Source organism: Peribacillus sp. NPDC096540 (genome assembly GCF_050278525.1).
Classification (GTDB): domain Bacteria; phylum Bacillota; class Bacilli; order Bacillales; family DSM-1321; genus Peribacillus.
Genome location: NZ_JBNNTG010000007.1, coordinates 143754 through 156647 on the forward strand (window position 1 = coordinate 143754; position 12894 = coordinate 156647).

Annotated in this window: 14 protein-coding genes; 11 read left to right on the forward strand and 3 right to left on the reverse strand. The window is 40.2% G+C overall.

Annotated elements, in window-relative coordinates:
* Window positions 1-6: 6 nt before the first annotated feature.
* Entirely contained in the window at window positions 7-858 is an 852-nt protein-coding gene (locus tag ACQKMR_RS09440) for a lipoate--protein ligase family protein (RefSeq protein ID WP_427697063.1), read from the forward strand.
* A gap of 265 nt (window positions 859-1123) precedes the next feature.
* Here ACQKMR_RS09440 and ACQKMR_RS09445 read toward each other — a convergent pair whose 3' ends face one another.
* Entirely contained in the window at window positions 1124-1870 is a 747-nt protein-coding gene (locus ACQKMR_RS09445; RefSeq protein ID WP_427697064.1) for an RsfA family transcriptional regulator, read from the reverse strand.
* A 333-nt stretch (window positions 1871-2203) separates the two neighbouring features.
* Between ACQKMR_RS09445 and ACQKMR_RS09450 the strand changes: the two genes are divergently transcribed.
* The 3 genes from ACQKMR_RS09450 (at window position 2204) to ACQKMR_RS09460 (ending at window position 4512) form a co-directional block, all read left to right on the forward strand.
* Window positions 2204-2425, forward strand: a complete 222-nt coding sequence (locus ACQKMR_RS09450; RefSeq protein WP_427697065.1) for a DUF1450 domain-containing protein — start codon at window positions 2204-2206, stop codon at window positions 2423-2425.
* Window positions 2426-2662: 237 nt separating this feature from the next.
* On the forward strand, window positions 2663-3970 hold the full coding sequence (locus ACQKMR_RS09455) for an HD domain-containing protein (protein ID WP_427697066.1): 1308 nt from the start codon (window positions 2663-2665) through the stop codon (window positions 3968-3970).
* 32 nt (window positions 3971-4002) lie between these two features.
* Complete coding sequence (locus tag ACQKMR_RS09460; protein WP_427697067.1) at window positions 4003-4512, forward strand: YwgA family protein; 510 nt, start codon at window positions 4003-4005, stop codon at window positions 4510-4512.
* A 28-nt stretch (window positions 4513-4540) separates the two neighbouring features.
* Here ACQKMR_RS09460 and ACQKMR_RS09465 read toward each other — a convergent pair whose 3' ends face one another.
* The gene (locus ACQKMR_RS09465; protein ID WP_053348435.1) at window positions 4541-4726 is read right to left on the reverse strand and encodes a 2-hydroxymuconate tautomerase; all 186 of its coding nucleotides are present in this window, start codon (window positions 4724-4726) and stop codon (window positions 4541-4543) included.
* A 134-nt stretch (window positions 4727-4860) separates the two neighbouring features.
* Here ACQKMR_RS09465 and ACQKMR_RS09470 point away from each other — a divergent pair, with 134 nt between their 5' ends.
* Both ACQKMR_RS09470 and ACQKMR_RS09475 read left to right on the forward strand, forming a co-directional pair.
* A complete protein-coding gene (locus ACQKMR_RS09470) occupies window positions 4861-5526 on the forward strand; it encodes a site-2 protease family protein (protein ID WP_427697068.1) in 666 nt (221 codons plus the stop codon).
* 41 nt (window positions 5527-5567) lie between these two features.
* Complete coding sequence (locus ACQKMR_RS09475) at window positions 5568-6077, forward strand: YwhD family protein (RefSeq protein ID WP_427697069.1); 510 nt, start codon at window positions 5568-5570, stop codon at window positions 6075-6077.
* A 148-nt stretch (window positions 6078-6225) separates the two neighbouring features.
* Here the strand turns inward: ACQKMR_RS09475 and ACQKMR_RS09480 are convergent, their stop codons facing one another.
* Window positions 6226-8292 carry a transglycosylase domain-containing protein gene (locus ACQKMR_RS09480; protein ID WP_427697070.1) on the reverse strand — a complete coding sequence of 689 codons (2067 nt, stop codon included), beginning with the start codon at window positions 8290-8292 and terminating at the stop codon, window positions 6226-6228.
* Between the two features lie 202 nt (window positions 8293-8494).
* Here ACQKMR_RS09480 and speE point away from each other — a divergent pair, with 202 nt between their 5' ends.
* From speE to ACQKMR_RS09505, 5 genes are all read left to right on the forward strand, one after another.
* Window positions 8495-9322, forward strand: coding sequence for a spermidine synthase (gene speE, locus ACQKMR_RS09485; protein ID WP_427697071.1), 828 nt, complete (start codon window positions 8495-8497; stop codon window positions 9320-9322).
* Window positions 9323-9335: 13 nt separating this feature from the next.
* A complete protein-coding gene (gene speB / locus ACQKMR_RS09490; RefSeq protein ID WP_427697072.1) occupies window positions 9336-10214 on the forward strand; it encodes an agmatinase in 879 nt (292 codons plus the stop codon).
* Between the two features lie 283 nt (window positions 10215-10497).
* Window positions 10498-10938: a DUF1934 domain-containing protein gene (locus ACQKMR_RS09495; protein ID WP_053348440.1), complete on the forward strand. Its 441-nt coding sequence runs from the start codon at window positions 10498-10500 to the stop codon at window positions 10936-10938.
* A 3-nt stretch (window positions 10939-10941) separates the two neighbouring features.
* Window positions 10942-12612, forward strand: coding sequence for an arginine--tRNA ligase (argS, locus tag ACQKMR_RS09500; RefSeq protein WP_427697073.1), 1671 nt, complete (start codon window positions 10942-10944; stop codon window positions 12610-12612).
* Window positions 12613-12804: 192 nt separating this feature from the next.
* Window positions 12805-12894: helix-turn-helix domain-containing protein (locus ACQKMR_RS09505; RefSeq protein ID WP_427697082.1), on the forward strand; the 90-nt coding region annotated here is incomplete at its 3' end.

Genomic DNA, 12894 nt, shown 5'->3' on the forward strand with positions numbered 1-12894 from the left:
ATTTATATGTGTAAAACAGATTCATTGTTAAAGCAGCAAGAATGGCGGGTTATTGATCAATCATCCGTCGGTCCTCAGTTTCCTGCACTAGAGTCCTTTGCGATGGATGATACGTTTTGTGCTTCCGTTGGGTCTGGTCAATCAATGGCCGTAGCAAGAGCGTGGGTACACCATCAAACAGTTGTGCTTGGCATTCAGGATACTAAGCTGCCTTTTCTTAAAAAGGGTATGGATTATTTAAAAGAACACGATTTCCAGGCTATTGTACGGAATTCTGGAGGGCTTGCAGTTGTGCTGGATGAGGGAGTTCTTAATTTATCGCTCATTTTCCCCGAAAATGAGCGGAAAATTGAAATCAATCGTGGGTATGATGCGATGTGGGAGCTTGTTCAATTGATGTTTGCTGATTTCCAAGTCGAAATGGAAGCAAGGGAAATCACCGGTTCATATTGCCCTGGAAGCTATGATTTAAGTATAAATGGGAGAAAGTTTGCCGGTATATCTCAGCGTCGGATTCGCAATGGTGTAGCGGTGCAAATTTACTTGTGCGTCAATGGAAGCGGTTCAGAGCGGGCCAGTCTCGTGAAGGGTTTTTACGAAGCCGCTAAAGGAGATGCAGAAACAAAATTTACTTATCCTGATATCATGCCATCTGTAATGGCTTCCCTTTCAGAACTATTAGACGTGCGATTGAGCGTGCAGGACGTGATGCTCAGGTTTCTGCATGTATTGAAGGAACATAGCGGTAGGATCTTCTCCGATTCTCTTTCAGTGGAAGAATGGCCGTTATACGAAGCTTACTTAACAAGAGTGGAAGAACGTAATGATAAGGTATTTGATTCATTAAAAGAAGACTGAAATGTGAAAAGGCTGTTTCTGTAAGTTGGAAACAGCTTTTTCACATTTCAATATGATGTTATTATTCACTGAAACTGTAAAAGAAACAGATTGATTGGAAAACAAAGTAAAATCAGATAAGCCGCGTCTTTAGTCCTTTCAACTATTCTCACTTGAAGCCATGAAAAAAAGAGCCTTTTTTAGACTCTCCTTTTCGATCTGAGATAACCTATGGTTGGCCTTTACCATGTGGTTGATCTGTAGGCAGAACCCCACATTATTTTAATCACTCAGCCATTTTTTCTAAGTTGCCATTTCGGTCCATTTTGAACTTTGTTGCTGGCCGTTCCTCTTCCTCTAATAAGACCAGCTTTCTTGCTCGATTCATGATATTCATCAAAGTCTCATAATCTTCCTGCATCAAGCCGCTGTTCTGCTCTAGATGGCTGATCTTATTTTCAAGATCTTCATTTCGTTTTTTCAGACCTTTGATTTCGAGCTTCAATCTTTCATTTTCGGTTTTTAATACTTCGGCCTGAAGCATACGGCCATTCATAGATTCTAAATAGGCTATAACCGTATCAAGGTTCATAGTCTTTTCTAGTGTTACTGGAATGTTCTGTTGCTTTGGAATGAAAGCTTCAGCCACAACGAATTCTTCTGCTGTTTCATAATTAGTAGTTTCTACTTCGGATTCTAATTCTAGTTCCTCTTCTTGTAGGTGAGGAACCATAATATCAGTAATCGTTGGAGACGGCGGTGTGTAAAGAAGCCGTTTTTTTCCTCCTTGATCCTTTCCAAGAATCCTTTGACGCTGCTTGCGCTGCTTTTTAGCAAGGGAAAGAGCTTTATCGTAATTATGGCGGACAACTGCATTCCAGCGGAACCCGCAGGCGGCAGAGGTGCGGTTTAATTTGTCCCCAACCTCTTCAAAAGCATTCAGCTGAGTGCTGCCTTCCCGCACATGGCGTAATACCGTTTCTGCTAAAAGTAAATCATCTTCTTCTGTCCAGGCATCTTGACGAACCTTCATTTCTACATACTCCCTTTCTGGTAACTTTTAAAATAAATAACTATATAAAATATCGTGTGGCAATGATTTATGGGGTGTTCTACTACCATTTTGGACAAAATCTGGATTTTTTATACAAAAAGGTTGAAAGGATACTAGTTTTTTGTAATTTTAGGGAAATTAATGGCTGCACTGCCTCGGAAATCATTAATTACACCTTTTCCTTTTGGCTGGACTTCCCTTTTCACATCCATTTAACCCTCTTGATATTAATAGGTAGAAACGGTAAAATACCCTTTAGTTATGTAAATGGAATGAAAAGTAGTTTGTCATAGAAAGGATGGTGACCGAAGGATGTCCAATGAATTCAGAGTGTGTGATGACTGCTTGGCGGTAAATATAAAAACGTTAATTCCCCGTCTGGAAAAGCTTGATCCCGGTGCGAAAATTGAAATTGGCTGTCAATCCTATTGCGGTCCAGGCAGAAAGAAATCATTTGCCTTTGTCAATAACCGTCCAGTTGCAGCTCCAACGGAAGACGAGTTACTAGATAAAATTAATAAAAAACTAAAGTAGAGTCCATGATAGATAATTAGGGTAGATTGACTACTTTTGATAAATGAAACACGCCATTCGTCACCCAGATTAAACAAACTGCGGTGATTTTTTATTTCCTTATTTTCGATACGCAAATCGATAAAAACTTCCGTTTTCTTACAAAATGGTCCCTCTAGCTATCAAGGGATGAGTTAGGGTTTTTAGTCAAAACACGCTATAATGAAAGCATTGAGAATATGAAAAAGAGGGTAGTTCATGGGATATTCCGGCGAAAAATTACAGGAAGAAAAAGTATTCAAAGACCCGGTTCACCGATATATACATGTTCGAGACCGGGTTATATGGGATTTAATTGGGACAAAGGAGTTCCAACGTCTTCGTAGAATCAAGCAACTGGGGACGACTTATTTAACTTTTCACGGTGCGGAACATAGTCGACTCAGCCATTCGCTTGGGGTATATGAGATTGTTCGGAGAATCGTCGATGATGTTTTCGAAGGCAGACCGGAATGGAAACCGGAGGAACGGCTACTTTCTCTATGTGCGGCACTACTGCATGATTTAGGACATGGTCCATTCTCTCATTCTTTTGAAAAGGTGTTTGACCTAGATCACGAGCAATTCACCCAACAGATAATTGTAGGTGATACAGAAGTGAATAAAATCTTGCTCAAAGTAGGTCGTGATTTTCCTAAAAAAGTGGCAGAGGTCATTGCAAAAACGTATAAAGGCAAATTAGTAGTCAGCCTGATTTCGAGTCAGATTGATGCTGATAGAATGGATTATTTGCAACGGGATGCATACTTTACTGGAGTAAGTTATGGACATTTTGATATGGAACGGCTTTTGAGGGTAATGCGGCCTCGTGAAGAGCATGCCGTCATTAAGCAAAGCGGGATGCATGCGGTGGAAGACTATATTATGAGCCGTTACCAAATGTATTGGCAGGTTTATTTCCATCCAGTGACGAGGAGTGCGGAAGTCATTCTTACCAAAATATTACACAGAGCGAAGCATTTATATGAATCCGGCTATGAGTTTGCTCAGGAACCTCACCATTTTTATTCTCTGTTTAAGGGAGAAGTAACATTAGCGGACTATTTGAAAATGGATGAAGCTGTGATGCTCTATTATTTTGAAGCATGGGAAGAGGAAAATGATGCGATATTAAAGGATTTATGCACGCGCTTCGTTAACCGTAAACTATTTAAATATGTAGAATTTCATCCATCGAATAATCAGATGAACAGATTAATGGAGTTAAGAACATTATTTAAGAAAGCAGGAATCGATCCGGATTATTATCTTGTCGTCGATTCCTCATCCGATTTGCCGTATGATTTTTACCGGCCAGGTGAGGAAGAGGAGAGACTGCCGATTCACTTGTTGAAAAATAATGGGGAAATCCGTGAATTGTCACGTGAATCTGAAATAGTCGATGCAATTTCGGGGAAAAGAAGAACGGATCATAAATTGTATTATCCATCCGATTTATTGCACGATGAATCAACGAAGAAAAATATTAAAAAACAAATTCGTAAGCTTTTGGAGCTGTCGGATTAAAGTGGTACATTTTTGGTGAGGAGTGACGAGCCTTGTTTAAGGATCATGCAAACATTATCAATGCGATTTCTACTGCCGGTGAAGTTTCAGGTCGGAAAAAACTACAAAAAATCGTGTATATCGCGAAGAAGCTGTCCTTTCCGTTTCATGAAAAGTTTCAGTTTCACTTTTACGGACCGTATTCGGAGGAGTTGACCTTACGAATTGAAGAGCTTTGCGATATGGGTTACTTGAATGAAGTAAGAGAAAAAAAAGCAGGTTATTACCAATACTGTTATTCTATAACGGAGGCCGGACAGGATTTCTTATCCATACAGGAAGTGGAGATGCCCACTCTTGAAGCTTGCTTACTGGATATGAACGAACAAAATGCCCGTTTTTTGGAACTTGTTTCGACAGTGCTTTATTTCGATACATTGGAAAAAGAAGAAGTTATCGAAAAAATCTTTACGTTAAAAAGTAAGCAAAAATATACGCTTGAAGAAATTGATGAAGCATATGTATATATTGAGCAATTAAAAACAAAAGCTAAGCCAAATTGACGGCTTAGCTTTTCCTAATTATGTAAATCTATTGATCGCTTTTGCGGACGCCTGCTACGGCTAAATGATTTTTTGTCATTTCTTCAATGAAAATCGTTACAGCTTCAGCTGGTGCTCCAGTCGTTTCCGTAACCGCTGCAGTTACTTTTTCAACTAAAGCCTTTTTTTGCTCATCCGTACGGCCTTCAAGCATTTTGACTGTTACATATGGCATTTCTTCCACCCCTTTCCTCTTATATTGTAGTGTTTCATATTGGAAATGGAATTGCAAGATACTGAAATCAGAGTTTTTTCACTTCTTGCTCTTTTGTTGTATACTAACGGTAATATATATTGGGGGAGAAGCTATTGGAGCAATTAGAACGATTTTTATTTTATAGATTGGAAGAACTTCCATATGTCATTGTGTCACTGTTAATCGCATTTACGGTTCATGAATTTTCCCATGCTTATGTGGCCTATAAGTTCGGTGACCCGACTGCAAAGAATGAAGGAAGAGTCACATTGAATCCGATTTCTCATTTGGATCCGATCGGAACATTGCTGATATTAATAGCTGGATTTGGTTGGGCGAGGCCTGTACCGGTTAATCGTTTTCATTTCAAGAATCCAAAATTGGCAGGAGTGCTCGTCTCTTTTGCCGGCCCGTTCAGTAATTTGATTGTTGCAATTTTGGGGTTTTTAATTTTTTACGGATTGCTTGCAGCAGGCGTTGGACCTGATTTACCATTTTTCGTCGAGCCCTTCTTAAATATACTCATAAATTTAAATGTCCTTTTATTTGTATTTAATCTGATACCGCTGCCGCCTCTCGATGGCTATAGGATCGTACAGGATCTTGTTTCAGCAGACTTGCGGGCAAAAATGACCCAGTATGAACAATATGGCTCCCTGATTTTTTTGATTCTGATCATCACACCGCTGAGCGATTATACAATTAGACCGGTTTTGGATACTGGTATTCAATTTGTAGGGGGCATCTTGAGTCAATTTTTTTCACTTTTGTTTTTTTAACCAATAATAAGGAATGACAAACGATAAAGGGGGATACAAACATGGAAGAACAACCAAAGAAAAAGGTAGGCTTTAATATTATTAAAAACGATCCCATGAAAGGACATAGCGGATATGGGGCTGGGGTTTTGACGCTCGATAATATTTCTCCGGTCATCATTGATGTTGACGCGGGCGAAGCCGAGGTCGATATTGGGGCGATGCATGCGAGAAGTGTAGTGGAAAAAGGGATCAAATTTCTAAAGACTAAAGAAGAGGTTCCGAATGCAAAACCTTATTGGCTTGTTTGGGTGACTATTGAAGCCACTCAAAATGGTCCGCATTATGCAGGTGTGACTGCATGTGAAATGATGGTCGACCGTTCAATTAGACGAGGGTATAAGTCGCTTCCGGAGCATGTTAACCGGATGGATAAATCGCTAAAACGACATATCATCGTCGACGACATGGATGACAAATCAAAGCAGATACTTGCAGACTTTCTGAAAAACCATGATGCAGGTATGTGGGAACGCTCATCAGCCCAGCTCAAGCAGTCATTGACGGTTTGAATGTGATTTAATGTATGAAATTTGAAGTTTAATGAAAAATGCACTTGTACGAAACAGATAAAATCAGTAAACTTAAAGACAGCAGTTTAGACACTGTGGAACTAGGACAGAAAAACCCCGAAGCCGCTACAGGCTTCGGGGTTTTTCGTTATCCCCATGGCTTTAAGACTTTTTTGTACCATGGAGTCTTTTGTTCTTCTTCCTTCGGGGTCCGTTTTGAATTCTTGCCCTTAAAGTGCTCTGCACAGTATTCGACTGGTTCAGTTCCTTTAACATAGTAGGTCAACCTCGAGGCAGGACAGGCCTTCGTTGCCAATTTACCGCTTTCAGGATTCACATAAACTCCGATTACATTTTCCGTTTCCTTAAACGATTTTGCGGGTTGTCCTTGAAGGCCTTTTTCCATATAGGAAGCCCAAATCTTCTTCGCATAGCTTTTTTCAGCCGGAACTTCGATTTTCTTTCCTTGATCATAACCCGTCCAAACTCCAGCAACGAGTTGCGGTGTGTAGCCAATCATCCAACTATCTGTAGAGGTGGAGCCGGACTTTCCAGCGTATGGACGTGTCAACTGGGAACTGATTGTGCTGCCAGTCACTTTCGTATAGCCATTTAAAGTTTCATCAAAAACCCCTGTAAGCATCTCGGTCATTACAAATGCTTTATCCGCATCCAGAATCTGTTTCGCTTTCTTAGTTTGGTCAAAAATCACTTCGCCTTTTTGATTTTCAACTTTTTTGATAAAGATAGGTTCAACTTTTTTACCACCGTTAGCAAGAATGCTGTAGGCATTAACCATTTCAATGGCTCGAACACCTGACGTGCCAAGTGCTAGAGATGGAACAGCATCCATTTTCGCCGTGATGCCGAACCTATGCGCCGTATCAACCAAAGATTGTTCACCAAGGAACAAATGCGTTTTTACGGCAAAGATATTGTCCGATAGAGCAATGGCCTGGGCCAGTGTGATTTCACCTTCCGCATATTGATGATTGTAATTATGCGGCGTATAAGAAGAGTGACCATCATCAAAAGAAAACGTAGTTGTCTCACTTTTTAAGGTGGTAGACGGTGTAAAACCATTTTCCAGTGCTGAATAGTATAGTAATGGCTTCATCGTAGAACCAGGCTGACGAATGGCCTGTGTGGCACGATTAAACGGTGATTCTGTGTAATCTTTACCGCCGACTAATGCACGGACTTCCCCTGTACCTGGATCCATTGCGACTAAAGAAGCTTGAATGTCTGAGGACTTGGGTATGGTAGTAGAAAGAACCTCTTCGGCAATGTCCTGTTGTTTTTCATCCAGAGTTGTATAAACCTTAAGCCCGCCCAGTTCAATCGTACGGTCATCTATATGAAGCTGAGATTTTAAAGCCTGCTTAACAGCATCCTGGAAATAAGGGGCGGTTTTATGGGTAACAGTCCCGTGCTCACCTTTTAATGTAAGAGCTATTTGCAAGGCTTCATCCATATTTGCTTCTGAAATGTAGTTTTTGTTTTTCATGGCTTGCAGGACAATTTGTTGCCTTGATTTTGCTTTTTCCAAGTTATCCAATGGAGAGTAGTTGGACGGCCCTTTAGGTATCCCGGCTAGCATGCTTGCTTCTGAAAGAGTTAAATCCTTAGCATCTTTGCCAAAGTAATATTGACTAGCAGCCTGAGCTCCATAGGCTCCATGACCATAGTAAATCGTATTTAGATAGCCTTCTAGAATTTCCTTTTTGGAATAGTTCATTTCCAGCCGTATCGTATAAAAGGCTTCATTAAACTTTCGCGTCCACGTTTTGTCATGGCCGAGAAACAGATTCCTGGCATACTGCTGGGTAATCGTGCTAGCACCTTGGACCTTGGACATTGCACGAATATCGGCAAGGATGGCTCCGCCAATTCTTTTTATATCAAAGCCTTTATGAGTGTAAAATTGTCGATCCTCAACCGCGACAGTAGCCTTAATAAGCTGTGGAGAAATCGATTCCATTCCAGCCCAATAACGTTTCTGGCCATTATCGGTTTCACCAATCACATTTCCGCTATCACTATAATAGAGAGTGGACTGCGGCACAACCAAAGGCGGCGGACCTAATATTTTTGCATACATCAGTAAAGAGAGAAGCAATACAAAGAGTAGTGTAAGCCCGATTGTGGCAAGAATAATAAAGGCCCGCACATATTTAGTTGTCCTTTTAAATCGTTCGCTTGGAATTAACTCCAATTGCTTTCACCTCTCTTTTTTTAAAAAGAATCTATTACTATTATGGAAAAAAAAGAAATTTTTAAACATAAGAACTGCATTTGTGAAATTTAACTTGCAATTCTGCTAGATTCGTCTATAATTTTTCTAGCTAATGACAATAACGAAAATGGGAAACCTATTAGGTGACTGACTATATGAATTGGAAAAGGAGCGTTAATAAATGAGCATTTGGTTTACTGAAAAACAAACAGAGAATTTTGGTATTACGATGAAAGTGAATCGTACTTTACATACGGAGCAAACTGAGTTTCAAAAGCTAGATATGATTGAAACAGAAGAGTGGGGCAATATGCTATTGCTAGATGACATGGTAATGACTTCACAACGCGATGAATTCGTTTACCACGAAATGGTAGCCCATGTTCCTTTATTTACTCATCCTAATCCAGAGAACGTTTTGGTTGTAGGCGGAGGAGACGGTGGGGTAATCCGTGAAATCCTAAAACACCCAAGCGTAAAAAAAGCTACATTGGTGGATATCGATGGGAAAGTTATCGAATACTCAAAGAAGTTCTTACCTGAAATTGCAGGCATGCTTGAAGATCCACGTGTAGACGTACAAGTAGGCGATGGCTTCATGCACATTGCCAAAAGTGAAAATGAATATGACGTGATCATGGTTGACTCAACTGAACCAGTTGGACCCGCTGTAAATTTATTTACTAAAGGTTTTTATGCTGGGATATCCAAAGCGTTGAAAGAAGATGGGATTTTTGTAGCCCAATCCGATAATCCTTGGTTTAAAGCAGACTTAATACGTGATGTGCAACGCGATGTGAAAGAAATATTCCCAATCACTAGCCTTTATTTAGCGAATATCCCGACATATCCAAGTGGTCTTTGGGCATTCACAATCGGCTCTAAAAAATATAACCCGCTTGAAGTGACAGAAGACCGTTTCCATGAAATTGATACAAAATATTACACAAAAGAACTTCATAAAGCAGCCTTTGTTCTGCCTAAATTTGTTCAAGATTTAGTGAAATAAGGGGGGCATGAATATGCGATTTGATGAAGCCTATTCTGGTAATGTATTCATTAAAAGCCACCCAAGTTTCGAGGAATCTGAAGCAGTGCTTTACGGAATGCCTATGGACTGGACAGTAAGTTTCCGTCCAGGTTCCCGCTTTGGTCCTACCCGTATTCGTGAAGTTTCTATCGGTTTGGAAGAATACAGCCCGTATTTAGATCGTGAATTAGAAGAAGTAAAATTCTATGATGCTGGGGATATTCCACTGCCATTTGGGAATCCACAACGCAGTATCGATATGATTGAAAAATTTGTTGACGACGTACTTGATGCAGGTAAATTCCCATTGGGTATGGGCGGGGAGCACCTCGTCACATGGCCTGTTATTAAGGCTATGTATAAGAAGTATCCGGACATGGCTATTATCCATATGGATGCCCATACAGATTTACGTGAGGACTATGAGGGTGAGCCGCTTTCACATGCGTCCATCATCCGTAAATCAGCGGAGCTTATCGGTCCGAAAAATGTTTACTCTTTCGGCATTCGTTCCGGCTTAAAAGAGGAATTTCAATGGGCAAAAGAAAACGGCATGCATATCTCAAAATTTGAAGTTCTTGAGCCACTGAAAGAAGTATTGCCTCAGCTAGCAGGTCGTCCGGTATATGTGACGATTGACATTGATGTTCTTGACCCTGCACATGCACCGGGAACAGGTACTGTTGATTGTGGAGGCATTACATCTAAAGAGCTTTTAGCCTCGATTCATGAGATAGCGCGTTCTGAAATTAATGTAGTCGGTTGCGATCTAGTTGAAGTTGCACCGATCTATGATCCATCCGAGCAAACAGCGAACACAGCAAGCAAGCTGATTCGCGAAATGCTCCTGGGTTGGGTTCAAAAAGGTTAATGGATGGAAGACTGTTCCTGTTTTTAAGCAGGAATGGTCTTTTTTTGTATACTGAGAACAAGAAGACGTGTAGATTTCTGTATCTGAAAGATACTTTTTTTAAAATTCCACCACACGAAGCAATTATTGCGTTAAAATCAAATGAATTGGCATCACTATGTTTTTCAGCAGACTAATCCGCGCAATTTTGATTCAAACTTTATTTTACGCTCCAAGTTGAAACTTCCTTGAAGAATATTTATACTTATAAAGTTAAGAACGACATGATGAAGGAAGTGTAGCCTTGTCTCTTCATGATATAGATAAACATAATATTAAAGTTACTTTACAGACAAAGATCAAGCATGGCTCGGAAACGGAAACGTATGAGTTGGTTACATTTGGTACAAAAATGTATAAAGGTTCCGATTTGTATTTGCAATATACAGAAGAAAATGAAGCCGGTAAAACGCAGACAACAATCAAGCACAAAACGAATGATACGATTCTGCTTAGAAACGGTGCCATTAAAATGAGGCAGCTTTTCCGCTTGCAGGAAGCGACAAATGGACATTATGAAAGTATATATGGCAGGCTCGGGTTACTGACGACCACGAAGAAAATTCATCATCAATGGGATGAGCAAAAAAAGGAAGGGAAGCTGGTCCTTCATTATACGTTACATATGCAGGGAAGCGAACCCGGGCAATATGAAATGACGATTTCCTACAAGGAGGAAGCATAGAACATGAACATAGTAAAAGAGGTACAGGAAAAACTAAAACAAGAAATCAAAGCTGCAGTTATTAAGGCTGGTTTAGCAACGGAAGAGCAAATTCCAAACGTAGTATTGGAACTTCCGAGAGATAAAACACATGGAGATTATTCCACAAATATGGCGATGCAATTAACAAAGATTGCAAAAAAAGCACCGAGAATGATTGCGGAAGCAATTATTGAAAACTTTGACAACTCAAAAGCATCAATCGAAAAAATCGAAATTGCTGGACCAGGGTTCATTAACTTCTACATGAATAATTCGTATTTGACAGAACTAATTCCGGTCATTTTGAAAGTGAACGAAGCATATGGAGAAAGTGACTTTGGAAAAGGTGAAAAAATCCAGGTTGAATTTGTTTCTGCGAATCCGACAGGTGACCTTCATCTTGGGCATGCTCGTGGTGCAGCAGTAGGTGATACTTTATGTAATGTATTGTCCAAAGCAGGTTATGATGTTTCACGTGAATACTACATCAATGATGCAGGAAACCAAATTAATAATTTGGCTATTTCCATAGAAGCACGCTATTTCCAAGCGCTAGGCCTTGAAAAAGATATGCCAGAGGGTGGCTATCATGGCGAAGATATTATTGGCATCGGTAAAACACTTGCAAGTGAATATGGCGATAAATTTGTAAATATTGATGAAAAAGAACGTTTTGAATTTTTCCGTGAGTATGGCTTGAAATATGAAATGAAAAAACTTAAAACAGACTTGGAAAACTTCCGTGTCGGTTTTGATGTATGGTACTCTGAAACTTCTCTTTATCAAGACGGTAAAATTGACGAAGCGCTTGAAGTGTTGAAGGAAAGAGGCCATATTTATGAGGAAGATGGGGCGACATGGTTCCGTTCTACAGAACTTGGCGACGATAAAGACCGCGTTCTTATTAAGCAGGATGGGTCTTACACATACTTGACACCGGATATTGCATATCACCGCAATAAATTGGAGCGTGGCTTTGAAACGTTGATTAATATTTGGGGTGCGGACCATCATGGTTATATCCCACGTATGAAGGCGGCAATCGAAGCGCTAGGGTATAAACGCGAGCAGCTTGAAGTAGAAATCATTCAGCTTGTCCATCTCTATAAAGATGGCGAGAAAATGAAAATGAGTAAGCGTACTGGTAAGGCAGTGACAATGCGTGATCTTATTGAAGAAGTGGGTCTTGATGCAACTCGTTATTTCTTTGCGATGAGAAGTGCGGACACACATATGGACTTTGATCTGGATCTTGCGGTATCACAATCCAATGATAACCCAGTTTATTATGCACAGTATGCCCACGCGCGTATTTCAAGCATTTTACGCCAAGGTGTGGAACAAGGAATTAGCTATGAAGGTGCCACTGATTTCTCTCCTCTTTCTACTGAAAAGGAAGTAGAATTATTGAAGAAATTGGGAGAGTTCCCTCAGGCGATTGCAGAAGCTGCCGAAAAAAGAATGCCTCACCGAATGACGAATTATATTTTCGACTTGGCTTCTACATTCCACAGTTTCTATAATGCAGATAAAGTATTGGATGTTGAGAAGATGGATAGAAGTAAGGCGCGTCTGGGTCTTGTCAAATCAGTTCAAATTACGTTAAAAAATGCATTAGCACTGATTGGTGTTTCAGCTCCGGAAAAAATGTAATAAAAAAAAGCGACTGTTTCTTGTGAAACAGTCGCTTTTTATCATTTCCCGCCAGAAGACTCCCTCTTCAAGCGTGTAAAGGGCGAGAGCACAACGGTAAGGGGGAGATGGATGGCGGTTGGCATAAGCCAAAGTAATCTTTTGACAAACGTACGTTCCTTGGTTGATAGTAACTATAAGGGGGTGAAACCAATGGTCGTAAACAAAGCTTATAAATTTCGAATCTATCCAACTAAAGAACAACTAGTTCTAATCAATAAAACGATAGGCTGCTCCCGTTTT